Below are 23,301 nucleotides of genomic sequence, written 5' to 3' on the forward strand. Positions count from 1 at the left end.
ACGGTTCCTCTCTGGATAGCCTGCGAAGTTAGCTGTCGGATTCGGGTCAGAGAGATCAAAGACCCGGTCCGCCGGTGCAAGCATCCAGACACAGGGGCATCCAAGGGAGGCCTCATGGAGATTGCTTGCCGCTAGCGGACTTCACCCCAAGGCTGTTGGATCAACAGCCGGTAGTGGTTCCCCCGCCTCTGCCAGAAGGTGACTCGCCTACTGATCCGCTGGCAGAGCTCGGCTTCGGATCAGATAACGCTTTAGTATCAGTGCCAGTTCATAACTATAGGCGATTAAGACAGGCAGTAATAATTTCGTTATCTCCCCTGTGCACAACTTGGCCCCCACGCCCAGGACGGCGGTTCGGACAAGTTACCCGAGCGTAACGAAGACGTGGGCCGCGACCTCGGGAGGCAGTTCAAGGGCGCCCTCGATATCGGGGACCCGGACCGAGATGTACTCCCCCACGCGTTCCAGCGAGACCCGGGCGCCGGGCCGGATTCCGCCCTCGTCGAGCTGCACCAGCAGCTCCGGTTCCACCTGGATGGGCTCGGCGAGGCGGCTCACGGTGATCCGGGAGTCAGCGCCGTAGCCGGCCATGGCATCGAGCAGGTTCACGACCCCGCCCGCGGCCTCCGACGGCGGGAGACCGCCCAGGTCCGCGAGCCCGGGAATCGGATTTCCGTACGGGGACACGGTGGGGTGGTCCAGCATTTCGAAGATGCGCCGTTCAACCCGTTCGCTCATCACATGCTCCCAGCGGCACGCTTCCTCGTGGACGTAGGCCCAATCGAGTCCGATCACGTCGGCCAGGAGCCGCTCGGCCAGCCGGTGCTTGCGCATCACCTCGATGGCGCGCTTGCGCCCCGCGTCGGTCAGCTCAAGGTGCCGGTCGCCGGAGACAACCACCAGGCCGTCGCGTTCCATCCGGCCGACGGTCTGGGACACGGTGGGACCGGAGTGGCGGAGCCGTTCGGCGATGCGGGCGCGGAGGGCGACGATGTTTTCTTCTTCAAGTTCCAGGATGGTCCGGAGATACATCTCGGTGGTATCGATCAGATCCGTCATTCAGCTCAGCTCCTCGAGCGCCGTCCTTGCGTCATTCCCACCGTACCGCGTGCAGGATGCGCCCCGGCGAGATCCGCCGTACATCACCGCACAGCCTAGCCTATTTTGAATTACTCCGGATAATCTGCGGACCTCCCGCCCGGGCCGTCTCAGTGACCGGACTATGACGGACGATTTTCCCGCCTGCCCGGGACCGTCGGGCAGAATAAGGGCAGGTCCCCGGCCGCAGCCCCCGCACCATCCGCCCGGGCCACGCCACGCACCCAGCCGACAATTGGAGCCACTGTGAGCGACACCAGCATCACCATTCCCGCGAACCTGCTGCCCAAGGACGGCCGCTTTGGCGCCGGTCCGTCGAAGGTCCGGCCGGAGCAGATCCAGGCCCTGTCCGCGGCGTCGGAGACGCTGCTGGGCACCTCGCACCGGCAGGCTCCGGTCAAGAACCTCGTGGGGTCGATCCGCACCGGCCTCAGCGACTTCTTCCGCGCCCCCGACGGCTATGAGGTCATCCTCGGCGTCGGCGGCTCCACGGCGTTCTGGGACATCGCCAGCTTCGGCCTCGTGGAGAACAAGGCACAGCACCTGTCCTTCGGGGAGTTCGGCTCGAAGTTCGCCGCCGCCACCAACAAGGCCCCGTTCCTGGCCGAATCCTCGATTATCACCTCCGAGCCGGGCACCCGCCCCGCGGCCCGGGCCGAGGCCGGCGTCGATGTTTACGCCTGGCCGCAGAACGAGACGTCCACCGGTGTTGCTGCCCCGGTCCGGCGCGTGCCCGGCGCCGACGACGGCTCCCTGGTCCTGGTTGACGCCACCTCCGCGGCCGGCGGCCTGGACGTGGACGTGGCCGAGGCGGACGTGTACTACTTCGCCCCGCAGAAGAACTTCGCCTCCGACGGCGGCCTTTGGCTGGGGCTGTTTTCCCCGGCCGCCCTCGAGCGTGCCGCCCGGGTTAAGGCGAGCGGCCGCTGGATCCCGGACTTCCTCGATCTCCAGACCGCAATCGACAATTCACGGCTGAACCAGACCTACAACACCCCGGCCCTGGCCACCCTGGTCACCCTGGAGGCGCAGGTGCAGTGGCTCAACGCCAACGGCGGCCTCGACTTCGCCGCCGCGCGGACCGCCGACTCGGCCGGCCGCATCTACCGCTGGGCCGGGGCCTCCCCCTATGCCACGCCGTTTGTGGCCCGGGCCGAGGACCGCTCCAACGTGATCGCCACGATCGACTTCGACGATTCGATTGACGCGTCTGCCGTCGCCAAGGTCCTGCGCGCCAACGGCATCGTGGACACCGAGCCGTACCGCAAGCTGGGCCGCAACCAGCTGCGCATCGCCACCTTCGTGGCGATCGAGCCCGACGACGTGTCCGCGCTCCTGGAGTGCATCGACTTCGTCGTGGGCGAGCTCAAGCAGTAGCGCCGCCGGCGTCCCCGCCGCCGTTTTCCTCCCGGCCGGCGGCAGGGACGACCCGGAAGTAGCGCAGCCCGCGGGCTCGGCGGTTGAAGGCGATCCGCAGCTGCTTCGCCCGGACGATCCAGACCATGCCGATCACGGCCGCGGCCACGCCCGAGGCCGCGGCCACGCCCATGGACCAGCGGGCCCCGGCCACATTGGCCACCCACCCCACCAGCGGGGCGCCGATCGGGGTGCCGCCCATAAAAATCGCCATGTACAGCGCCATCACCCGCCCGCGCATCACCGGATCCGTGGTGGTCTGGACGTAGCCGTTGGCGCTGGTCATCATGGTGATCGCGAAGAGGCCCACTGGTACCAGCGCGACGCCGAACCAGAAGTAGTCGGGCGCCAGCGCCGCGAGGCCGGAGGTCAGGCCGAAGGCGCCGGCCGCCCCGAAGATCACGCGCATCCGCGGCCGTCCCCGTCCGGCCGAGAGCAGCGCGCCGGCGACCGATCCGATCGCCATGATCGAATTCATCAGGCCGAAAGCGCCGGCGTCCAGGCCAAATTCGGTGCCGACCATGGCCGCAATAAAGAGGACGAAGTTCAGTCCCAGGGTTCCCACGATGAACACCGCCACCAGCACCACCACAATGTCCGGCCGGAAGCGCACATACCGCAGGCCCTCGCGGATCCGCCCCTTGCCCGCCGGCGCCCGGGGCAGCTGCCGCAGCGAGGCTCCGGGGATCTTGGCCAGGCTCAGGAGCAGCGCCAGGAAGGTGACGGTGTTGACCAGGAACACCCAGCCGGGCCCGATGGCCACGGTGAGCAGCCCGGCGACGGCGGGCCCGATCATCCGCGCCACGTTGAACGAGGCGCTGTTGAGGGCGACGGCGTTGGGCAGGTAGTCGTCGCGCACCAGCTCCGAGACGAAGGTCTGGCGCACGGGGGCGTCGAGGGCGGAGACGACGCCCAGCAGCAGGGCAAAGATGTAGACGTGCCAGAGCTGGGCGGCGCCGGACAGCACCAGGACGCCGAGCGCCGCGCTCAGGAGGGCCATGCCGGACTGCGTCAGGACGAGCAACTGCTTGCGGTTGAAGCGGTCGGCAACGAGCCCTGCCACCGGGGCCAGGAAGAGCTGCGGGCCCAGCTGCAGGGCCATGGTGATGCCCATGGCTCCGGCGTCCTGGTCGCTCAGGTGGTCAAAGACGAGCCAGTCCTGCGCGGTGCGCTGCATCCAGGTCCCGATGTTGGAGACCAGGGCGCCGATGAACCAGATCCGGTAGTTCAGGATGTGCAGTGATTTGAAGGTGGACCTCATGTCCCAACCCTTCGCCGCAGTCCCCCGAACGGTGCCAAACCGCTAGTCGGCCTCGACGGCGGACTCGTCCTCCGCCGCCCCGGTTCCGTCCGCGTCCTCGGGCCCTGCCGGCGCCTCTGCGGCGTTGTCGGCGGGCGGTTCCGTCACGGCACCCGAGGCGGGTGCGGTGACGTCGTCCTGCTGCGCGTCCTCGGGGCGGACCCGTTCGGCCCACGGCACCCATTCCGGGGCCAGGATCGAATCCTCGGAGGGCAGCAGGCCCAGTTCGTCCACGGTGACAACCTTGGACCGGGAGTTGCGCGTGAGCACCGCGTACCACTGCCAGCCGCCGTAGCCGGGCAGCTTGGATTCGAAGAGGTGCGTGACCAGACGGTCGCCCTCGCTCTTGGCACCCAGGTGCCGGCCGATCTGCTCGGCCGGGGCGATGCTTTCCACGGCGGTCCGTGCGGCGTCCACCGCGGCTGCCAGGAAGGCATCGGGCTTGCCGGTGCGCCAGGCGGGGACACCGAAGCGCGGCTTGGATCCTGCTTTGGCGCCGGCGGCCTTGGCGGCCGCACCGGCCGTCGCGGCGGCGTTCTGTTCAGGTTCCGGAGTCATCGCGGGCCCTTACGCGTCCAGCTCGTCGGCGACCTTACGAAGCGCGGCGGCAATGGCCTTGGCCTTGTTGCCTTCCGGGTACTTCCCCGCGGACAGTGTTCCGGAGAGGTTGTCCAGCACGCTGACCAGGTCCTGCACCAGCGGCGCGAGGTCCTTGGCGCTGGGCCGCTTGGCCTTGGCAATGGAAGGCGTCTTGTCCAGCACCCGCAGGCCCAGGGCCTGGGCGCCCTTGCGGCCGTCTGCCACTCCGAACTCCACCCGGGTCCCGGCCTTGAGCTCCGTCACGCCTTCGGGCAGTGCGGACTTGGGCAGGAACACTTCCTGGCCGTCTTCGCCTGCGAGGAAGCCGAAGCCTTTTTCCTTGTCATACCACTTGACCTTGCCGGTGGGCACGTAATCAACCTTCTTCGTTCTGCGGGGGACGCGGCCGGCGGTCAGCGCATCCGCATGGATATGCGGGTTCAGGGTGTGACTGCCAGGACCGTGTTGGTCTGTTCCTCCAAGGTTATCCTGCCTTGGCCACTTTGACGGTTTGAGGCGCGGGCGAAGCCGGGCTGTTAGCGTTGCCTCCATGACACCTCAGCGTTTCCGGCGGCCCCTGTTGATCCTGGCCGCCAGCGTTGCCGCGCTCTCCCTGGCCGCCGTCGGAGCGGTGATGGCCATGGCTTTCAACAACGCGGTGGCCCCGGTGTGGGTCACCTCCACCGCCCTGTACGGGCTGCCGCTGGCGTTCCTGCTCATGCTGGTCCTTGTGGTCGACGCCGTCGCCGCCCGCCGCCGGACGCCAGGGCACGGCGAAAGGTAACGTTGGACTGATGTCCCTGATCCGCGCGCTCAGCAAGGAACTGCAGGCCCGCAGCGACGACTCGTTGCGGGCCCTGTTCTCCGCGCGGCCGGACCTGATGTCCCCCGCGGTGCCGGACTTTGCCGCCCTCGCCGCCCGGGCCAGCGGCAGGGTCAGCGTGCAGCGGGCGCTGGAACGGTTGAACCGCCCCGAGATGCAGGTGCTGGAGACCCTCCACCTGTGCACCAACACGGACACCGCGCACAGCGCGTCCGCCGCGACGCTCAAACGGCTGATCAACGGTTCCACCGTGACCGCCCTGGAGCGGCTGCTGCATTCCCTCCAGGAACTTGCCCTCGTGCACCGGGCCGACCCGCCGCACGGGACAGCCCCGACGGCGGGCCGGCAGCGCTACTACCTTCCGGTCGGGAGCCTCAAGGATGTGATCGGCATTTACCCCGCCGGACTGGGCCGGAGCTACACCGAACTGGTCCGGCTGCAGCCGGCCTTCGCCCAGCGTGTGGTCCAGCTGGTCGCCGAGCTGCACCGGACCGGCGCCGACATCGCTCCTGCAGCCACCCCGATGGAGGCCGCGCTGTCACTGCAGCACTGGACCGCCTCGCCCGAGGCCCTGCAAGCCCTGCTCGCCGGCGCCCCCGACCGCACGGCGGCCCTGCTCGCCCGGTTCGGCAATTGGGCCATGGGCGCCGTTCCCCAGGCGCAGCGGCGCGCCTCCGTGCTGAACGAGGGCTCCGACGTCGGGCCGGTCGACTGGCTGTTGGCCCGCGGGCTGCTGGTGCCGCTGGATGCCGCCCACGTGGAATTGCCACACAGCGTCGGCATGGCCCTGCGCGGCGGCTTTGTGATCGAGCATTTCGCCCTCAGTCCGCCGGTGCCGCGGCTGGGACAGACCAGCGCGGCGCTGCGCCGCAATGCCGCGCTCGGCGCCATCGCCGAGACGCTGAGGCTGGTCGGCGAGCTCCTCCACAGCGTGCAGGAACAGCCACTCGTCACCCTGCGCAGCGGCGGCGTGGGCGTGAGGGAAATGAAGCGCCTCGCGGACGCCCTGCGGATCGGGCTGAACGAAGCCGGCGTGCTGGCGGAGCTGTCCGCGCTCTCCGGACTGCTCCGCCTGGACGTGGACAGCTCGGCCTGGATCCCGGCGCCGCAGCTGGAATGGCCGTCGCTTCCCCGGCAGGAGCAGTGGCTCTGGCTGGTCAACGCCTGGCTTGCCAGCGAACGCGTCCCCTCGCTGGTGGGGCAGCCGGTGAGCGGCGTCGCCACCGCCCAGCCGCACCGCGGCACAGCCGGGACCACCATCAACGCGCTCTCCGCGGAAGCGCAACGCCCGGATGCCCCGGTGGTCCGGAAACGGATCCTGGAAATCCTGAACGAACTCACCCTGGAGGCCGCCGCGGCCGACGGCGAGGCCCCGGTGCTCGACGCCGCCGCCGTGCTGGAACGCGCCGACTGGTCGCAGCCGCGGATGGCGCGCCGCTTCAGTTCGCTGATCCGCGGCGTCCTCGCCGAGGCCGAGATGCTGGGACTGATCGGGTCCGGGGCCCTGAGCCAGATCGGGGCGGCGATCGCCGTCGAACAACCTGACGCGGCCCTCGCCATCCTGGGCGAGCACCTGCCCGCAGCGCTGAACCATGTGCTGCTCCAGGCGGACCTGACCGCCGTCGCCCCCGGCTACCTGGATCCGGAGCTGAGCGAGAAACTCATGACCATGGCCGACGCGGAGGGCCAGGGCCCGGCCACCATCTACCGTTTCTCCGTGGCCTCGGTCCGGCGTGCCCTCGATGCCGGGCAGGACGCCGCGTCGCTGCTGGACTTCCTGCGCGAGCACTCCGCCACCGCGGTGCCGCAGCCGCTGCAGTACCTGATCGAGGACACCGCCGCGCGCCACGCCCGGCTCCGGGTGGGCCCGGCCGCGAGCTTCATCCAGAGCGAGGACGAGACGGCCCTGCTGGAACTGCTCAATTCCTCCGCCGCCGCCGGCCTGGCCCTGGTCCGGATTGCCCCGACCGTGCTGGTCTCCCCCGTCGCGCCCCGGGAAGCCGCCCAGGTGCTGCGGGGCCTGGGCCTGTCCCCCGCGCTGGAGGACACCGGTTCCGCCGTCGTCCGGCTGCGCCGCAGCACGGCGGCGCCGGGCAGCGCCCGCCCGGTCTACACGGCCCCCCGCACCGCGCCCGCGGACGCCGACGTCGACGCCCAGCTCGCGGTGCTGCGCGACGGCCGCACCCCGCACGCGTCCGGCGCGCCGGAGGGCAGGGGCGCCGCGGCGCCAGGCGGGGAGGCCGCGACGCAGCTGGGCCTGGAGACCCTGCAGAAGGCGATCCGGCTCAAGCAGCCGGTGGTGATGAACGTGGTGGACAGCCTGGGGAATTCCAGCCGTGAAACAGTTGTTCCGGTAGCAGTAAACGGCGGGCGGGTGCGGGTCTTCGATCCGGCAAAGGAAACGGAACGCGTCCTGTCCATCCACCGGATCATTGATGTTGAAGCCACAGAGGAACTGCTCCAGTGAATGACGGACCGCTGATCGTCCAAAGTGACAAGACCATCCTGCTGGAAGTGGACCATGACCAGGCCACCGAGGCGCGCCACGCAATCGCCGCCTTCGCCGAGCTGGAGCGCGCCCCGGAGCATGTGCACAGCTACCGCTTGACGCCGCTGGGGCTCTGGAACGCCCGGGCGGCCGGGCTCGACGCCGAACAGGTGCTCGACACGCTGCTCAAGTACTCCCGGTTCCCGGTGCCGCATTCGCTGCTGATCGACATCGAGGAGACCATGTCCCGGTACGGCCGGCTGCGGCTGGAGAAGGATCCGCAGCACGGCCTGGTCATGCGCACCTCCGACTACCCGGTGCTCGAGGAGGTCAGCCGGGCCAAGAAGATCGCTCCCCTGCTGGGGCCGCGGATCGACGCCGAGACGGTGGTGGTGCATTCCTCCCAGCGCGGCCAGCTCAAGCAGCTGCTGCTCAAGATCGGCTGGCCCGCGGAGGACTTCGCCGGCTACGTGGACGGCACGCCGCACCCCATCATGCTCAATGAGACCGGCTGGAAGCTTCGTCCCTACCAGCAGCTGGCGACGGAGAACTTCTGGGCCGGCGGCAGCGGCGTCGTCGTGCTTCCCTGCGGCGCCGGCAAGACCCTGGTGGGCGCGGCCGCGATGGCCACGAGTTCCACCACCACCCTGATCCTGGTGACCAACACCGTGTCCGCGCGGCAGTGGAAGGACGAGCTGCTCAAGCGGACGTCCCTCACCGAGGAGGAGATCGGCGAGTACTCCGGCTCCGTCAAGGAGGTCCGTCCCGTCACGATCGCCACCTACCAGGTGCTCACCACCAAGCGCGGCGGCCTGTACCCCCATCTGGAGCTCGTGGACGGCAACGACTGGGGCCTGATCATCTACGACGAGGTCCACCTGCTGCCGGCGCCGATCTTCCGGATGACCGCTGACCTGCAGGCCCGCCGCCGCCTCGGCCTGACCGCCACCCTGGTGCGCGAGGACGGCCGCGAGGGCGAGGTGTTCAGCCTGATCGGCCCCAAGCGCTACGACGCCCCCTGGAAGGACATCGAGGCGCAGGGCTACATCGCGCCGGCGGACTGCGTGGAGGTCCGGGTGGATCTTCCCCGCGACGAACGGGTGGCCTATGCCATGGCCGAGGACGCGGACAAGTACCGGCTCTGCGCCACCTCGGAGACCAAGACCGGGATCGTGGAGCGGCTGGTGGCCGAGCACGCCGGCGAGCAGCTCCTCGTGATCGGGCAGTACATCGACCAGCTGGACGAGATCGGCGAGCGCCTCAACGCGCCGGTGATCAAGGGCGACACCTCGGTCAAGGAACGCCAGCGGCTCTTCGACGCGTTCCGCGCGGGAGAGGTGCAGACCCTGGTGGTGTCCAAGGTCGCGAACTTCTCCATCGACCTGCCGGAGGCCTCGGTGGCGATCCAGGTCTCCGGGTCCTTCGGCTCCCGCCAGGAGGAGGCGCAGCGGCTGGGGCGGCTGCTGCGGCCCAAGCAGGACGGCCGGGCGGCACGGTTCTATTCGCTCGTGGCACGGGACACCCTGGACCAGGACTTCGCCGCCAAGCGCCAGCGCTTCCTCGCTGAACAGGGCTATGCCTACCGCATCATGGACGCCAAGGACGTGGGCGCCGGCAGTTAGCCGGCCTCCATTCAACACACATCTGCCTCTCAGAAAACTCTCAGAGTCTGGGAGCATCATGGGAACCATGAAAAAGAACGGTCCCGAAGCCAAGCTGCTCGTCGTCGATGATGAACCCAACATCCGCGAGCTGCTCTCCACCTCGCTGCGCTTCGCTGGCTTCGAGGTCGTCTCCGCCGGCACCGGGCGCGACGCCCTCGCCGCCGCGGAGCTCCACGCCCCGGACCTCGCCGTCCTGGACGTGATGCTGCCGGACATGGACGGGTTCACCGTCACCCGCCGGCTGCGCGCCTCGGGCAAGCACTTCCCGGTCCTGTTCCTGACCGCCAAGGACGACACCGAGGACAAGGTCACCGGCCTCACCGTCGGCGGCGACGATTACGTCACCAAACCGTTCAGCCTCGACGAGGTGGTGGCACGCATCCGCGCGGTGCTGCGCCGCACGCAGCCCCTCCAGGACGACGACGCCGTCATCCGGGTTGATGACCTGGAGCTCGACGACGACGCCCACGAGGTCCGCCGCGGCGGCACGGTGATCGAGCTGTCCCCCACCGAATTCAAGCTGCTGCGGTACCTGATGCTCAACCCGAACCGGGTGCTCTCCAAGGCCCAGATCCTGGACCACGTCTGGGAGTACGACTTCAACGGGGATGCCTCGATTGTGGAGTCCTACATCTCCTACCTCCGGCGCAAGGTGGACATTGACCCCAATGCGCCGGCCCTGATCCAGACCAAACGGGGCGTCGGCTACGTGCTGCGGACGGCCGAGAAGCGCTGACCTTGCTGCACCGTTGGAAGGCGGCGTCGCTGCGGTCGCAGCTGGTCGCGATCATGATGGCCCTGATGCTGGTGGCCCTCACCGCCACCGGTGCCGGCACCCTGGCCCTGCTGCACAGCTACCTGCAGGGCCAGGTCGATGACAAGCTCAAGGCCGCCGTCGAGACGGCCCGCCAGCAGCAGTCTTTCAGCCAGCTCCAGGACCAGAACCCGAACGTCCCCACCGACTATTCGCTGATGCTGTTCAGCCCGGGCCAGCCCGCGTACGTCTTTGGCGGCAGCAAGGGCTCACGCCCCTCCATCGCCAGCATCAGCCCCGAAGAGGCGCGCAGCCGCGGCGAGGCTCCATTCCAGGTCCGCGGCACCGACGGGCGCAACTGGCGGGTCGTGGCCGTCAACGTGCTGGACGGCAACCAGCGGCCCGCCGTCGTTGTGATCGGCCTGCCGCTCTACCCGGTGGATTCGGTGATGGAGCACGCCGCTCTAGTGGTGGTGGGCGTGGGCCTGCTGACCCTGGTCCTGGCCTTTTTCATCGCCACCTGGACCGTCACCCGGTCCTTCCGGCCGCTGGCGCGGGTGGAGAAGACAGCCGCGGCGATCGCGGCGGGCGATCTTTCCCGGCGCGTGGAGGTCGAAAACCCCGACACGGAGGTTGGCCGGCTCAGCCGGTCGCTCAACGCCATGCTGGCGCACATCGAGTCGGCCTTCGCCTCGCGGATGGCCTCCGAGGCGAGGATGCGCCGCTTCGCCGCGGACGCCTCGCACGAACTGCGCACCCCGCTGGTCACCATCCGCGGCTTCTCCGAGCTCTACCGTCACGGCGCCCTGGCCACCCCCGAGGATGTGGCCACCGCGATGGGCCGGATCGAGAGCGAAGCCAAGCGGATGGGCGCCATGGTGGAGGACCTGCTGCTGCTGGCCCGGATCGATGAACAGCGCCCGCTGCAGCAGAAACCGACCGACCTGCTGCTGCTGGCCCATGACGCCGTGGTGGACACCCAGGCCAGCGACCGCAGCCGGGTGATCTCTCTGCGGGGGCTCGATGGCGCCGCCGGCGCCCCGGCCCCGGTGCTGGGCGACGAGGCGAAGCTGCGCCAGGTCATCGGCAACCTGGTGGGCAATGCCTTGCGCTACACGCCCGAAGGCACCCCGATCGAACTCGCCGTGGGGGTGCGGACGAACCCCGACGGGGCCCGCCGTTCGGTGATCGAGGTCCGCGACCACGGGCCCGGCGTCCCCGACGACGAGGCCGCCAGGATCTTTGAGCGCTTCTACCGTGCGGACACCTCCCGGACGCGGGAGACCGGCGGCAGCGGCCTCGGGCTGGCTATCGTAGCGGCCATTGTCGGTTCGCATTCAGGCACGGTCCGCGTCCAGCCGACCGACGGCGGCGGCGCCACCCTTGTGGTCAGCCTCCCGTACCTGGATGAAGCGGAGGCCGCAGCCCCGGGTGCCGCCGAGGCGGCGGACACGGCCGTGGCGGACACGGCGGTGGTGGACACGGCCGGGGCGGCGTCCGCGGTGGAGGACTCGGATGCGGGGGGGCGCGCGCGCTGAGGGCGTGGATGGCTCCCGGGCGGACACTGCCCCGGCGGGGCCGGGGTCGGATGCCGGCCGCACGGCCCGCGGCTAGCGGTTGTCCACATAGCAGTCTTGCCCGCTGGGGCCCGGTTCTGGGGTTGCCTAGGCTCAAAGGGTCCGGAAGATCCGGATGCTTCCACCCCCAGGCAGCCGGGGATCCTGCTCCCCCGCGATCACGTCGGGATGCCCGGCTGCCTGCCGGCACGCTCGAAAGGCAAACCCGTGAGCATTATTGCTGTCGACACCGAACTGCTTCAGCTCAAGTCCGCCAACGTCCAGGCCACGGTCGAAAGGATTAGCGCCGACGTGCAGTCCATGAAACATGGGCTGGACGAACTCCAGGCGAGCTGGCGCGGCGCTGCGGCCACCAATTTCCAGGCCCTGATCACCGAGTGGGCGCTGACCCAGGCCAAGGTCGAATCTTCCCTGGCCTCGATCAACCTAGCCCTCAACTCGGCAGCTGCAAACTATGCGCAGGTCGAGCTGAACAACGCCCAGAGGTTCGGCTAGCCCTACCGGCGCCGTGAAGTCCCGGACGCGTCGGAACCCAAGCTCGTTGGAACGCCACCGCGGGCGGACGGTCCTCCGGTGAACCCGCCGGCCGGAGCCCCCGTTGCTGCTATGCCTCGGGAGTGCCCTGGTGGAAGCGGAGCCGCCACTGGGCGCCGTCGAGGACCCACAGGGAGCTGCGCAACGCCGTTCCCGTCCGGGTGTGGCTGCGGTAGGTCAGGAGCACGGCGCTCTCGCCGATACGGTCGGCGGAGAGGAGCTCCAGCTCGGCCGGGACGCCGGGATCATCCTCGAGAGCCATCATCATCTCGTCCCGGGTCCAGAGCCGGCCCGAGCTGCCGACCTCGGTGAAGTCCGGGTGCAGCAGCACCCCGGTGCGCCCCAGATCGGAGCGCGTTTCGGGGAGCAGCAGCTCGCGCTCCAGCGCCTCGACGATCGTCTCGGGGGCCTGGTCCGGACCGGCAGCGACCGCGCGGGATTCCGCTTCCAGCTCGCTGAAGAGGTCCGGCTCCGCGAATAAGCCGGATTCACCGAAGAGGGTGGGTTCCCCGAACAACTCCCGCGCGCTGCCCCGGGCTGCCGGCGGGGCCGGGCGCGTCCCCGCAGCCGCCATGGCCTGGCCGGCGGGGACCGGTTCCCCGGCTCCCCGCAGCGCGGGATTCTGCCGAGCGGCGGGGGCTGCCTCATCGCCGGCCCGGACGAAGCCGGGGCCCTGCCGGGGTGCTATCCCCTGCTGGTAGGCCGTGGCCGCCGCCCGCGCGCGGTCATCCGCGGCCTCGTTGAGGTCGTGGCCCGCGTGGCCGCGGACCCACTCGAAGGTGTACTTGCGTCCGGCCAGCGCCTGGTCGATTTCCTTGAGTAGCTCGACGTTGAGCACGGGCTTGCCGTCGGACTTCCGCCAGCCCTTGCGCTTCCAGCCCGGCATCCACTTGGTCACCGAATTGATGACGTACTGGCTGTCGCAGAGGATGTGCAACTCCTCGCCGGCCAGGTGCGCCGTGGCCCGGAAGAGATCCAGGACAGCCATCAACTCACCCTGGTTGTTGGTCCCGTGCGGCCAGCCGCCGGCACGCCAGCAGTCATCGTTCACGTACCAGGCCCAGCCGGCCGGACCGGGGTTCCCTAGAGCCGAGCCGTCGGCCGCTGCAGTAATCGTCACTCCACCATCCTGCCAGACCCCGGCCCTCCAACGCTCCCTCACCACCGGCGCCGTGCCATCCAACGCTCCCTCACTACCGGCGCCATAGCCTCCAACGCTCCCTCACCACCGCCTTTTGGGCGAGGGAGCGTCCGGCGGAATGCCGCCACAAGTGAGGGATCGTGCCTTAACGCCGACGGCGGCCCCACCCGAAGGTGGGACCGCCGTCGTCGAACGTGCTGCACTGACGGCAAACCGTCAGGCCGGGCGTTCAGGCTGGAAAGCCGGGTGGTTAGAAACCGCCCATGCCGCCCATGCCGCCCATGTCGTCGCCGCCGCCCATCGGGGCGCCGGCCTTCTCGGGCTTGTCGGCCACAACAGCCTCGGTGGTGAGGAACAGCCCGGCGATGGACGCCGCGTTCTGCAGGGCAGACCGGGTGACCTTGACCGGGTCATTGATGCCGGCGGCCAGCAGGTCGACGTACTCGCCGGTGGCTGCGTTCAGGCCGTGGCCTGCGGGCAGGCCGCGGACCTTGTCCACCACGACGCCGGGCTCGAGGCCAGCGTTGAAGGCGATCTGCTTCAGCGGGGCGTCGACGGCAACGCGGACGATGTTCGCACCCGTCGCTTCGTCACCGGAGAGCTGCAGGTTCGCGAACGCCTTGGCGCCGGCCTGGATCAGGGCCACGCCACCGCCGGCGACGATGCCCTCTTCGACAGCAGCCTTGGCGTTGCGGACGGCGTCCTCAATGCGGTGCTTGCGTTCCTTGAGCTCGACCTCGGTTGCGGCACCGGCCTTGATGACTGCAACGCCGCCGGCCAGCTTGGCCAGGCGTTCCTGCAGCTTCTCGCGGTCGTAGTCGGAGTCGGAGTTCTCGATTTCGGCACGGATCTGGGACACGCGGCCGGCGATCTGGTCGGCGTCGCCGGCACCTTCGACGATGGTGGTCTCGTCCTTGGTGACAACAACCTTGCGGGCCTTGCCGAGCAGTTCGAGGCCGGCGGTCTCAAGCTTGAGGCCGACTTCCTCGGAGATGACCTGGCCACCGGTGAGGATGGCGATGTCGGCCAGCTGGGCCTTGCGGCGGTCGCCGAAGCCCGGGGCCTTGACGGCAACGGACTTGAAGGTGCCGCGGATCTTGTTGACGATCAGGGTGGCCAGGGCCTCGCCCTCGATGTCTTCGGCAATGATCAGCAGCGGCTTGTTGGACTGCATGACCTTTTCGAGGACAGCAACCAGTTCCTTGACGTTGGAGATCTTAGAGTTGACGATCAGGATGTACGGGTCCTCGAGGACCGTTTCCTGGCGCTCGGCGTCGGTGACGAAGTAGGCGGAGATGTAGCCCTTGTCGAAGCGCATGCCCTCGGTGAGCTCCAGCTCGAGGCCGAAGGTGTTCGACTCCTCGACGGTGATGACACCTTCCTTGCCGACCTTGTCCAGGGCCTCGGCAATCAGGGCGCCAATTTCGTTGTCGCCGGCGGAGATGGACGCGGTGGCGGCGATCTCTTCCTTGGTTTCGATTTCCTTGGCGGAGGCCAGGAGCTCACGGGTGACCGCGTCGACAGCCTTCTCGATGCCGCGCTTGAGGGACAGCGGGTCAGCGCCGGCCGCGACGTTGCGCAGGCCTTCCTTGACGAGGGCCTGGGCCAGCACGGTGGCGGTGGTGGTACCGTCGCCGGCGACGTCGTCCGTCTTCTTGGCAACTTCCTTGACCAGCTCGGCGCCGATCTTCTCGTACGGGTCGTCCAGTTCGATCTCCTTGGCGATGGAAACACCATCGTTGGTGATCGTGGGGGCGCCCCACTTCTTTTCGAGGACGACGTTGCGTCCACGCGGGCCGAGGGTGACCTTGACGGCGTCGGCGAGGATGTTCAGGCCCCGCTCAAGACCGCGGCGTGCCTCTTCATCAAATGCAATGATCTTGGCCATAACGGCAGTAGTCCTTTCGGGACAGTCGTTAAGAATGAACCTGGGCCGTGGTGCCCGCGACGGACGATTCCTACCCGGCAGCCTCTGTATGCCGCCGGACCGGGAACCTCACCCCAGCCAGGTGTTTCTCTCGCCCCCGGTGATCCTGCCGCCTCGTCGCAGCCGGCCGAACCGGGCGTCGTGTTAGCAGTCAATACGCGGGAGTGCTAAGTCAATAATTAGCACTCCCCCGGGGAGAGTGCAAGCAGTGCCGGCGTTGCGGACCGCCGGCGCGGGACGGTCTTCGCTACGAGCGATCAGGAGCCGGTGCTGCGGGCGGTTTCGCTGCCGGTCATCTTGGCGTTGTTGTCCGCGCCGTAGGTGTAGACCATGTAGGGGGCGGCGGTGACGTCGCCGTTGGCGTCGAAGTTGACTGGGCCGGACTGGCCGTTGTAATCGGGGCGCTTGCCGGCGCGGAGGGCGGCCACACATTCCTGGTAGGACCCGCAGGCCGCGGCCTCGCCGGACGCCCCTCCGGCGGCACCGGCGCTCCCGCCGGAGACGGCGATGAGCCGGGCGGCGATCGAGGTCCCGGCGTCGTCCTCCGCTGCGGCGGCGGCGATGGCGGCGAGGTTGACGGCGTCGTAGGTCTCGGCGGCGAAGGCCATGTCCTTCAGGCCGGGATCGACGGCCACGAGTTCGGCCTGGAAGTGTGCGGAGGGGAACGTGCCGGGGAGAACCCCGCGGGCGCCTTCGAGGGCCTTGGAGCCCAGGCCCGGGCCGTACTGGTTGACGGCGCCGTCGCTGAGGACGAGCTTGCTGCCGGCCAGTCCGGCGTTGTGGAGCTCGGCGATGGCGCCTTGGGCACCGTCCCGGGCTACCAGCACGACGGCGTCCGGGGAGGCGGCCTTGGCGGCTGCGGCCGCCTGCTGCGCGTGGCCGGCCGTGAACTCGGCGTCGACGGCGGTGCCGAGGCCCACCGCTTTCGCGGCCGCGGAGACGGCCACTGAGACTTCCTTGCCGTAGCTGCCCTCCTCATGTAGCACGGCGATGGTCTTGGCGCCGCCGTCCTTGGCGAGCTTGACCAGGACGGAAGCCTGCGCGATGTCCGCGGCGGCGGTCCGGAAGTAGTAGCCCCCGCTCTTGTATTTGCTGAGTCCGGGTGCGGTGTTCGCCGGGGAAATCAGGGCCACCTTGGCGCGCGAGAGCACGTCGATGGCGTCGGCGGCCCGGCTGGAGTCGGTGGGTCCGATCACGACGTCGGCTTTGGCCGCCACTAGGTTCTTGGCCTGAGCCGCGGTATCCGTGCCGATCGCTTGCGGCAAGAGTTCCACCGGCCGGCCCTTGTGCCCGCCGGCCGCGTTGATTTCCTTGACCGCGAGCTTTGCCGCCGCAAGCTGGGGGGCGTTGAGGAAGCTTTGCTTGCCGGTGTTGTCCAGGATCAGGCCGATCCTCAGGGTGCCGTCACCTGAGGCGTCCACGGTGTCCGTCCGGGCGTTGCCGGTGGGCCCGGCACACGCGCTGAGCGCCACGGCCGCGGAGAGTCCGGCCGCCGCCATGCCGGCAGCTGACGCGCGGCGGAACCGCCGCAGGCGGGGCCGGCGGTCGGGGCTCTTCGGGGCGGGTGCCGCTGCGGAGAATGCCACTAGGCGGGCCGGACGCTTTCGGCCTGCGGGCCCTTGTCGCCTTCGCCGATTTCCAGCTCCACCCGCTGGCCCTCGGCCAGGGCGCGGTAACCTTCGCCGTTGATCGCGGACCAGTGCACAAAGACGTCGGCCCCGGAGCTGTCGACGGTGATGAAGCCGTAGCCCTTGTCGGCGTTGAACCACTTGACGGTCCCCAGTGCCATCTTCTCCACACTTTCAGTTAGCTGGTTAACGGCCCACCTCGTTGTGCGCCGCGGTATGCGAAACCAAATCCGCAGATACTCTACCCACAGCCTCCCACTGGCCTGCTGACCGGGCCGGGGGCCGCGCGGATAGTTATTCAGGCGTAACCGACGCCGCGGCCGCTGCTACTTGAAGCCGGGGCCCAGGACGACGACGAGGGGCATCTTGAATTCGGCCGAATCCACGAGCGTGGCGATTCCCAGGAGTGAGCCCAGTGCGTCGGCGTTGGCCTTCTGCGCCGGGCCGTTGTAGAAGACCACCGAGGTTTGCTGCCGGGCGCCGCCCCAGTTGCCGAGCGGGCCGAGGACCCACCCTGCCGAGGTGACGGTGGTTCCGACGCGGCCGGCGAGGCCCGCCGTCGCGGTTCCGTTGTAAATGGCCACCGGCTGTGTTTTGTCCACGGCCGCGCTCGGTGTGGCCGAGGCGGACGGCGTCGAACCTGCGGGGGCGAGGCTGCCGGTCGGCTCGGGGCTGGCGGAGGGTGTGGCGCCGGCAGCGGTGGGTGCGGCCGACGCTGCGGCGTTGTTGCTGGCCTGGTCCGCGGTCATGGCTGAGCCGCCGGCGGGGCCGAAGCCCAGCTTGGGCAGCAGGAGGAAGGCGACGAGGCCGATTGCGAGGGCCACGGCGCCAAAGGACAGGATGGGACCCAATCGGCGGGAGCGGGCTGCGGAAACCGTCCGGTGTACGCCTTGGCGCGTGGAGGTCTCCGGGACCCGATCAAATTCATCCCGAGCGTACTTGGTCATGGTAAAACTCGTCCTTGCTGATTTCTGGCTGATGGCCCGCCGCCGGAATCCTCGCGGATTTGCTCGCCTCCGGCTGGAATTCCCGCGGGTTTAGGCGTCTGAACCGAGGCGGCGAGCGGTGCGGGCACGTTGTCGTGACGTACGTAGTCTACGCAATCTCTTGACCAGCATGGGATCGTGGGCCAGCGCCGGCTCGGTATCGATCAGGGCGTTGAGGATCTGGTAGTAGTGCGTGGCGGAGAGGTCAAAAAGCTCCCGGATGGCCTGTTCCTTGGCGCCGGCGTACTTCCACCACTGCCGCTCCAGGGCGAGCATCTGCTGGTCCCGGCTGCTCAGCGGCGAGTCGTCGGCCGCCGGCGATGACTGGAGGTCCTCCGCCGGCAGGTACTCCGGTGCTGCTTCGGCCACAACGCACTCCCTGGCTGGTTCCGATAGTTGTCCCCCACATGCTACGGCCGAATAACAGCATTGTCATTTATCGGGCGGGTCGCGGGAGGTCCTGCGAGAATGGGACCGTGCCCAATTCGTCCCATCCTGATGCCCTGTTTGACCTCGAACCCGAGGCTGCCGGGACGCCGGCCTTCGCAGACATGGCGCGGCAGCCGCTGGCCGAACTGATGGCAGCGGACTGGGCTGCCGCGCTGGCTCCGGTCGAGCGGCAGTTGCGGGACGTCCTGGAGTTCCTCGCCGCCGAGGTGGCCGGCGGCCACGAGGTGCTGCCGGCGCCGTGGAACCTTCTGCGCGCCTTCCGCCAGCCGCTCGCCGGCGTCCGGGTGCTGATCGTGGGCCAGGACCCGTACCCCACACCCGGCCACGCCGTCGGACTCTCTTTCGCCGTGGACGGCGCCACGCGCCCGATCCCGCGCAGCCTGGCCAACATTTACAAGGAGCTCGACGCCGACCTTGGGCTGCCGCCGCGGGTGCACGGAGAGCTGGGCCGCTGGTCGGAGCAGGGCGTGCTGATGCTCAACAGGGTCCTCAGCGTCCGGGCCGGCGCCGCCGGGTCACACCGCGGCAAGGGCTGGGAAGCCGTCACGGCCGCGGCCATCACGGCCCTCACGCAGCGGCGCGGCGACGACGGCGCCCCGGCCCCGCTGGTCGCAGTTCTCTGGGGCAAGGATGCGGAGGGGGTGCGGCCGTTGCTCGGCTCCGCCGCCGTGATCGCCAGCCCACATCCCAGTCCCCTCTCGGCGTCCCGCGGGTTCTTCGGCTCCCGGCCCTTCAGCCGCGTCAATGAGCTGCTCACCGCCCAGGGGGACGGCACGGTGGACTGGGAACTGCCGCCGCTGCCGTGAGCAGTTCTTGGCTAGGCTTAGCCGCATGACTTCGCTCCCCGCCGCCACCAGCGCCAACCGGAACTCCCGGCCCCAGACCAGCCTCACGGTCCTGCGGCGGGAGCAGCTCTCGCCGCACATGGTCCGGATTGTTGCCGGCGGACCCGGCTTCGCCGGCTACGTCAACAACAGCTACGTGGACCGGTACGTCAAGATTGCTTTCCCGCAGCCCGGGATCGACTACCCGCAGCCGCTGGACCTCTGGGCCATCCGGGAATCCCATCCTCGCGAACAGTGGCCGCACACCCGGACCTACACCGTCCGCTGGGTTGACGAAGACGCGTCCGAGCTCGCGATCGACTTCGTGATCCACGGCGACGAAGGCCTCGCCGGGCCGTGGGCCGCCGCCGCCGAGGCCGGGGACACGCTGGTGTTTACGGGGCCGGGCGGCGGCTACAACCCGGATCCGGCGGCCGACTGGCATCTCTTCGCGGGCGACGAATCCGCCCTGCCGGCGATCAGTGCCGCGATTGAGTCCCTCCCCCGGGACGCCCGGGGCCTGGCGTTCCTGGAGGTGGACGGCGACGCCGACGTGCTGGCCCTCGACGCCCCCGCCGGCGTCGAACTGCGCTGGCTCCTGCGCCGCGGCGCACCGGCCGGAAGCACCCCGCTGCTGGTGGACGCCGTACGCGACGCCGTATGGCCGGAAGGTCAGGTCCAGGTCTTCGCCCACGGTGAGCGCGGCGCCATGAAAGGTCTGCGCGAGGTGTTCTTTGCCCAGCGCGGGCTGGAGCGCGGCCAGGTGTCGCTGTCCGGCTATTGGGCCCAGGGCCGGGTGGAAGACGACTTCCAGGCCGAGAAGAAGCTGCCGATCGGCAAAATCTAGCCGGACGCGGAGGGTCAGCGGCGGCGGGCGCGGCGTCGTTCGTTGCTGGCGAGGCTCCGGGTCAGGGGCCGGGCGAGCGTGTCACCGAGCACGATGCCAGCGGCGACGCCGAGCACGATCGCCCCGGCGTTGAGCATCCCGCCGGCGCCCATCAGGATCTCGGACTCCTCGATCGTCAATACATACATGGATCGGAATATAGTCAGGCCGGGCAGCAGGATGAGCGCTGCAGGCACGGCCACCACCAGCTGCGGGGCGCCCATCCGCAGCGCCACCACCCGGGCGAGCAGGCCGATCACAACGGCCGCGAGGGCCGGAGCGAACCGCGGACCAATGCCGGCGGCGGATCCACCGATGAGCACCAGGTGCCCGACGACGCCGACGGCCGCCGTCGGCAGCAACAGCTTGAGTGAGGTCTGCTCGGTCACGCCGATCGCGACCACGGCGATGGCGACCAAGGGAACCAGAGCCCACAATGGATACATCGGCGGGAATGTTTCGGTGACATCGATGGCTTCCATGCCTGTCATCGCCCCCACCACGAAGCCGACGGCGATTCCGGCGACGAGGGCGCCGAAGGTCAGCATGGTGGAGAGGAAGCGGCCGGCGGCCGTGACCGGGAAGCCGTTGATCGCGTCCTGCACCGAGGAGACCAGCCGGCCGGTGGGAAGCAGCAGCAGGATCCCGCCGACCACCACGATGGCGGGGGCGATCTCGATCCCGACCCTGCTGCCGAAGCGCCACAGCAACAACGCGATAAGGGTGACAACGAAGGAACAGGCCGCCGTGACGAAGAAATCCGGCGTGCGCCAGCGGCCCAGTTGCCGCGCCAGCAGGCTGATCAGCAGGTTGGACAGGAAGGCGACCCCGGAGGCGGCCAGGTCTCCGCCCAGCACACCGACAAAGACCGCCGAGAAGACGCCAAAGGCAACGGTGACCATCCAGCGCGGGAAGGGTTTCGGGCTGTGCGTGATCTCCTCGAGCCGGCGCACCGCTTCCTCGCGCCCCACACCGCCGGCCACAATCTCGGTGACCAGTTGGTGGACCTCGGCCAGCCCGGCGTAGTTGTTGGTCCACGACCGCACGACCCGCAGCAGCGTGATGGGCGTCTGGTCCCTCGGGGCGTAGTTGATGGCCACCGACTGGTTGGTGATGTCCACCTCGATGTTTTTCAGCCCCAGCGCGGCGGTAATCGCAATGATGCTGGTTTCCACTTCGAGGGCGCCGGCGCCGTACCGGAACATCGATTCGGCCAGCTTGAGCGCAAAGTCGATTGTCTTGCGGGCCGACGTGTCCACACCGCCGACCTGGATCATTGGGTTGGCGTACGGGCTGCCGGCCAGCCGGTCGACGATGCTCAGCGGGGCCGTCGGCGGGTTTTCGCCCTGGACCAGGCGGCGGAGCATCCGTTTGGCGGCGGCGTTCTGGCGCACCTGCAGCGGCGACATCGGTTCGGTCTTGGGCAAGCCGTCGGTGGGCGGCCTGCGCTGTCCGTCGGTTTCCTTGGTCATTCCGGCGTCCTCAACTGTCCGTACGTCCGGTTTAGTAGAACTGCTGGCCCGTGCGCCGCGTGTACAACTGGCGGGCGACGCGCTCCCCGCCGGCCATCCAGGCCTTGTACTTCAGCGGGCTCAGGACCTGGTCGTAGCAGCCGACGAAGTCCGTGACAGTCTTGCTGAAGCTGGTCTTGAAAAGGCCCAGGCCGTGGAAGGGGTTGGATGTGTCCTTGAGCTGGTCGCTGGGCGGGGTGCCGCAGAAATCGTATTCCGTGCAGCCCAGCTCCTTGACCTGGTTGATGGCCGTCCACTGCACCAGGTGGGAGTCGCCGTACTGGCCGCGTTTCTGCAGCGACCCGCCGTCCTTGTAGGTGCCCTTGCGGCCGTAGTTGATGACGAACGCGCCCACCGAGGGCACGCCGTTTTCGTACACAAACAGCAGCCGGCCCTGGTCCCGTTTGATGAAGTTGGTCCAGAACTGGCGGTAGTACTCGTATTCGCGCACCCGGACCTGGGACTTGGCTTCCACCGTGGTGGTCATCAACGCGTACATGGCCCGGAAGTTCTCCTCGCTGGGGTCCACGTTATGGACCTCAACGCCCTCCCGGATGGCGCGGCGGACGGCGTTGCGGCCGCGCGAGTGGAGGTTGCGCAGCAGCTGGTTCTCCTCCGGGGAGATGTCCAGAAGCGCCGTCGAGTCGTTGGGCTGCAGGTTGTGGGTCTTGACCAGGCCGGCGCCTTCGATCACGCGCCGGGCGTCGTCGGACCGGATGATGTCCGGCTCGATTTTGATGGCGAAGACCCCCAACCGGGCGCGCTTGACGAACTCGGCGTTCGCCGCGGCGATCCCGGGGATGTCCTCAACGGACGCCACGTCCGGTCCCTTGATCAGGTACCAGAGCTTGCCGAGAAGCGGGAAGGACTTCTCCAGGACGAGGTTGTAGCTCGTGTAGTCGGCGGTCTCGTAGACCAGGTGCAGGGGCTTCCAGCCAAAGTGCTGCTTCACCTCCGCGAAGGCCTCCGATTGCAGGAGATTGCCGCCATTGGGGTTCGCCGTGACGTGGGCATCCCAGTTGGCGATCTCTTCGGCTGAGGCAAAACGGGCAGTGAATTCACGCAAGGGGGCGGCATCCAATCATTGCGGTACGAGCATCGGCGGCATGGCTGGCATGCAGTCCCAAGTCTATCGGGCGGCCGGGGCAGTCCGGGTCCCGCGGCCCTGTGCCGGCCGCCGTCACCGCGATTAGGCTGGGGGTATGCAAGCGCAGCCGGAAGCCCGGGGCCCCGCCGCCCAGGCACTCGCCCTGCTCGCGTTGCTGGGCGCTTCAGCACTCGTCGCGGCCCTCGGCGGGATGGCCTCCGCGGCCAACGTCGACGGCTGGTACGCCGCCGCGGACAAGGCGCCGTGGTCCCCGCCGAACTGGCTCTTTGGGCCGGTCTGGACACTGCTCTACATCGCTATGGCCGTGGCCGCCTGGCTGGTCTGGCGCAGCCGGTCCCCCGCCATGAGGGCGGCCCTCACCGCCTACGGCCTCCAGCTGGTGCTGAACCTGCTGTGGACGCCGGCATTCTTCGCCCTGTACCCGTCCCTCGGCACACCGGCGCTGTGGATCGGCTTCGTGATCATCGTGGCGCTTGCCGTTGCCGTGGCCGTCACGGTGTTGCGGTTCGGCCCGATCAGCCGCGCCGCGGGGTTACTGATGCTCCCCTACCTGACCTGGATCGTGTTCGCTTCGTCCCTGAACCTCTGGGCGGCGCTGAACAACTGA

Annotated in this window: 22 protein-coding genes and 1 riboswitch; of the genes, 10 read left to right on the plus strand and 12 right to left on the minus strand. The window is 69.0% G+C overall.

Annotated elements, in window-relative coordinates:
- Positions 1-2: 2 nt before the first annotated feature.
- A riboswitch (cyclic di-AMP (ydaO/yuaA leader) is annotated at positions 3-214 on the minus strand.
- Positions 215-363: 149 nt separating this feature from the next.
- Positions 364-1,059: an iron-dependent transcriptional repressor DtxR gene (locus tag AC6I9V_RS05135; protein WP_349413048.1), complete on the minus strand. Its 696-nt coding sequence runs from the start codon at positions 1,057-1,059 to the stop codon at positions 364-366.
- Positions 1,060-1,344: 285 nt separating this feature from the next.
- Between AC6I9V_RS05135 and serC the strand changes: the two genes are divergently transcribed.
- Complete coding sequence (gene serC / locus AC6I9V_RS05140; protein WP_497898581.1) at positions 1,345-2,475, plus strand: phosphoserine transaminase; 1,131 nt, start codon at positions 1,345-1,347, stop codon at positions 2,473-2,475.
- On the opposite strand, the gene AC6I9V_RS05145 is transcribed toward serC, so the two are convergent.
- Genes AC6I9V_RS05145 through AC6I9V_RS05155 form a run of 3 tightly spaced genes read right to left on the minus strand, consistent with a single transcriptional unit; the run spans position 2,465 to position 4,765 of the window.
- Entirely contained in the window at positions 2,465-3,775 is a 1,311-nt protein-coding gene (locus AC6I9V_RS05145; protein ID WP_497898582.1) for an MFS transporter, read from the minus strand. The two genes, serC and AC6I9V_RS05145, sit on opposite strands and share 11 nt — an antisense overlap.
- 42 nt (positions 3,776-3,817) lie before the next feature.
- Positions 3,818-4,372 carry a DUF3027 domain-containing protein gene (locus AC6I9V_RS05150; RefSeq protein WP_349413045.1) on the minus strand — a complete coding sequence of 185 codons (555 nt, stop codon included), beginning with the start codon at positions 4,370-4,372 and terminating at the stop codon, positions 3,818-3,820.
- A 9-nt stretch (positions 4,373-4,381) separates the two neighbouring features.
- Entirely contained in the window at positions 4,382-4,765 is a 384-nt protein-coding gene (locus AC6I9V_RS05155) for a cold-shock protein (protein ID WP_138770163.1), read from the minus strand.
- Between the two features lie 178 nt (positions 4,766-4,943).
- On the opposite strand from AC6I9V_RS05155, the gene AC6I9V_RS05160 reads away from it, so the two are divergent.
- The 6 genes from AC6I9V_RS05160 to AC6I9V_RS05185 all read left to right on the plus strand — a co-directional run bounded on the left by AC6I9V_RS05160 (position 4,944) and on the right by AC6I9V_RS05185 (position 12,194).
- Positions 4,944-5,177 (plus strand): hypothetical protein, encoded by a 234-nt coding sequence (locus tag AC6I9V_RS05160; protein WP_349413044.1) that lies wholly within the window; start codon positions 4,944-4,946, stop codon positions 5,175-5,177.
- Between the two features lie 10 nt (positions 5,178-5,187).
- The gene (locus AC6I9V_RS05165; RefSeq protein ID WP_349413043.1) at positions 5,188-7,683 is read left to right on the plus strand and encodes a helicase-associated domain-containing protein; all 2,496 of its coding nucleotides are present in this window, start codon (positions 5,188-5,190) and stop codon (positions 7,681-7,683) included.
- Positions 7,680-9,326: a DNA repair helicase XPB gene (locus tag AC6I9V_RS05170; RefSeq protein ID WP_349413042.1), complete on the plus strand. Its 1,647-nt coding sequence runs from the start codon at positions 7,680-7,682 to the stop codon at positions 9,324-9,326. Before AC6I9V_RS05165 ends, AC6I9V_RS05170 begins: the two co-directional genes overlap by 4 nt.
- A gap of 67 nt (positions 9,327-9,393) precedes the next feature.
- The gene (locus AC6I9V_RS05175) at positions 9,394-10,104 is read left to right on the plus strand and encodes a response regulator transcription factor (protein ID WP_349413041.1); all 711 of its coding nucleotides are present in this window, start codon (positions 9,394-9,396) and stop codon (positions 10,102-10,104) included.
- Positions 10,105-10,106: 2 nt separating this feature from the next.
- The gene (locus tag AC6I9V_RS05180; RefSeq protein ID WP_497898583.1) at positions 10,107-11,660 is read left to right on the plus strand and encodes a sensor histidine kinase; all 1,554 of its coding nucleotides are present in this window, start codon (positions 10,107-10,109) and stop codon (positions 11,658-11,660) included.
- A 246-nt stretch (positions 11,661-11,906) separates the two neighbouring features.
- On the plus strand, positions 11,907-12,194 hold the full coding sequence (locus tag AC6I9V_RS05185; RefSeq protein ID WP_497898584.1) for a WXG100 family type VII secretion target: 288 nt from the start codon (positions 11,907-11,909) through the stop codon (positions 12,192-12,194).
- Between the two features lie 109 nt (positions 12,195-12,303).
- Here the strand turns inward: AC6I9V_RS05185 and AC6I9V_RS05190 are convergent, their stop codons facing one another.
- The 6 genes from AC6I9V_RS05190 to AC6I9V_RS05215 form a co-directional block, all read right to left on the minus strand.
- Entirely contained in the window at positions 12,304-13,353 is a 1,050-nt protein-coding gene (locus AC6I9V_RS05190) for an RNase H family protein (RefSeq protein WP_497898585.1), read from the minus strand.
- Between the two features lie 271 nt (positions 13,354-13,624).
- Positions 13,625-15,262, minus strand: a complete 1,638-nt coding sequence (gene groL, locus AC6I9V_RS05195; protein WP_497898586.1) for a chaperonin GroEL — start codon at positions 15,260-15,262, stop codon at positions 13,625-13,627.
- Positions 15,263-15,558: 296 nt separating this feature from the next.
- The gene (locus AC6I9V_RS05200) at positions 15,559-16,800 is read right to left on the minus strand and encodes an ABC transporter substrate-binding protein (RefSeq protein WP_497900259.1); all 1,242 of its coding nucleotides are present in this window, start codon (positions 16,798-16,800) and stop codon (positions 15,559-15,561) included.
- Between the two features lie 86 nt (positions 16,801-16,886).
- The gene (locus AC6I9V_RS05205; RefSeq protein WP_349413036.1) at positions 16,887-17,090 is read right to left on the minus strand and encodes a cold-shock protein; all 204 of its coding nucleotides are present in this window, start codon (positions 17,088-17,090) and stop codon (positions 16,887-16,889) included.
- Between the two features lie 165 nt (positions 17,091-17,255).
- Positions 17,256-17,876 carry a LytR C-terminal domain-containing protein gene (locus AC6I9V_RS05210; protein ID WP_497898587.1) on the minus strand — a complete coding sequence of 207 codons (621 nt, stop codon included), beginning with the start codon at positions 17,874-17,876 and terminating at the stop codon, positions 17,256-17,258.
- Positions 17,877-17,966: 90 nt separating this feature from the next.
- Positions 17,967-18,284, minus strand: a complete 318-nt coding sequence (locus AC6I9V_RS05215) for a DUF3263 domain-containing protein (RefSeq protein ID WP_349413034.1) — start codon at positions 18,282-18,284, stop codon at positions 17,967-17,969.
- 182 nt (positions 18,285-18,466) lie between these two features.
- Between AC6I9V_RS05215 and AC6I9V_RS05220 the strand changes: the two genes are divergently transcribed.
- Together AC6I9V_RS05220 and AC6I9V_RS05225 are read left to right on the plus strand one after the other, a co-directional pair.
- Positions 18,467-19,171 carry a uracil-DNA glycosylase gene (locus AC6I9V_RS05220; RefSeq protein WP_497900260.1) on the plus strand — a complete coding sequence of 235 codons (705 nt, stop codon included), beginning with the start codon at positions 18,467-18,469 and terminating at the stop codon, positions 19,169-19,171.
- A 25-nt stretch (positions 19,172-19,196) separates the two neighbouring features.
- On the plus strand, positions 19,197-20,036 hold the full coding sequence (locus AC6I9V_RS05225; protein WP_497898588.1) for a siderophore-interacting protein: 840 nt from the start codon (positions 19,197-19,199) through the stop codon (positions 20,034-20,036).
- 14 nt (positions 20,037-20,050) lie between these two features.
- Here AC6I9V_RS05225 and AC6I9V_RS05230 read toward each other — a convergent pair whose 3' ends face one another.
- Positions 20,051-21,547, minus strand: a complete 1,497-nt coding sequence (locus AC6I9V_RS05230; RefSeq protein WP_497898589.1) for a threonine/serine exporter family protein — start codon at positions 21,545-21,547, stop codon at positions 20,051-20,053.
- Between the two features lie 31 nt (positions 21,548-21,578).
- Positions 21,579-22,652, minus strand: a complete 1,074-nt coding sequence (locus tag AC6I9V_RS05235) for a lipid II:glycine glycyltransferase FemX (RefSeq protein WP_497898590.1) — start codon at positions 22,650-22,652, stop codon at positions 21,579-21,581.
- Positions 22,653-22,788: 136 nt separating this feature from the next.
- Between AC6I9V_RS05235 and AC6I9V_RS05240 the strand changes: the two genes are divergently transcribed.
- On the plus strand, positions 22,789-23,301 hold the full coding sequence (locus AC6I9V_RS05240) for a TspO/MBR family protein (RefSeq protein WP_497898591.1): 513 nt from the start codon (positions 22,789-22,791) through the stop codon (positions 23,299-23,301).

The organism is Arthrobacter sp. SlRoot2-15 (assembly GCF_059739345.1).

What these genes read in the sequence shown, in the direction of transcription:
- AC6I9V_RS05150 (WP_349413045.1), bottom strand. Translation starts at nt 4,372, where the DNA reads ATGACTCCGGAACCTGAACAGAACGCCGCCGCGACGGCCGGTGCGGCC.
- AC6I9V_RS05160 (WP_349413044.1), top strand. Translation starts at nt 4,944, where the DNA reads ATGACACCTCAGCGTTTCCGGCGGCCCCTGTTGATCCTGGCCGCCAGC.
- AC6I9V_RS05205 (WP_349413036.1), bottom strand. Translation starts at nt 17,090, where the DNA reads ATGGCACTGGGGACCGTCAAGTGGTTCAACGCCGACAAGGGCTACGGC.
- AC6I9V_RS05230 (WP_497898589.1), bottom strand. Translation starts at nt 21,547, where the DNA reads ATGACCAAGGAAACCGACGGACAGCGCAGGCCGCCCACCGACGGCTTG.
- AC6I9V_RS05165 (WP_349413043.1), top strand. Translation starts at nt 5,188, where the DNA reads ATGTCCCTGATCCGCGCGCTCAGCAAGGAACTGCAGGCCCGCAGCGAC.
- AC6I9V_RS05145 (WP_497898582.1), bottom strand. Translation starts at nt 3,775, where the DNA reads ATGAGGTCCACCTTCAAATCACTGCACATCCTGAACTACCGGATCTGG.
- AC6I9V_RS05200 (WP_497900259.1), bottom strand. Translation starts at nt 16,800, where the DNA reads ATGGCGGCGGCCGGACTCTCCGCGGCCGTGGCGCTCAGCGCGTGTGCC.
- AC6I9V_RS05225 (WP_497898588.1), top strand. Translation starts at nt 19,197, where the DNA reads ATGACTTCGCTCCCCGCCGCCACCAGCGCCAACCGGAACTCCCGGCCC.
- AC6I9V_RS05175 (WP_349413041.1), top strand. Translation starts at nt 9,394, where the DNA reads ATGAAAAAGAACGGTCCCGAAGCCAAGCTGCTCGTCGTCGATGATGAA.
- groL (WP_497898586.1), bottom strand. Translation starts at nt 15,262, where the DNA reads ATGGCCAAGATCATTGCATTTGATGAAGAGGCACGCCGCGGTCTTGAG.
- AC6I9V_RS05135 (WP_349413048.1), bottom strand. Translation starts at nt 1,059, where the DNA reads ATGACGGATCTGATCGATACCACCGAGATGTATCTCCGGACCATCCTG.
- AC6I9V_RS05240 (WP_497898591.1), top strand. Translation starts at nt 22,789, where the DNA reads ATGCAAGCGCAGCCGGAAGCCCGGGGCCCCGCCGCCCAGGCACTCGCC.
- AC6I9V_RS05220 (WP_497900260.1), top strand. Translation starts at nt 18,467, where the DNA reads ATGGCGCGGCAGCCGCTGGCCGAACTGATGGCAGCGGACTGGGCTGCC.
- AC6I9V_RS05210 (WP_497898587.1), bottom strand. Translation starts at nt 17,876, where the DNA reads ATGACCAAGTACGCTCGGGATGAATTTGATCGGGTCCCGGAGACCTCC.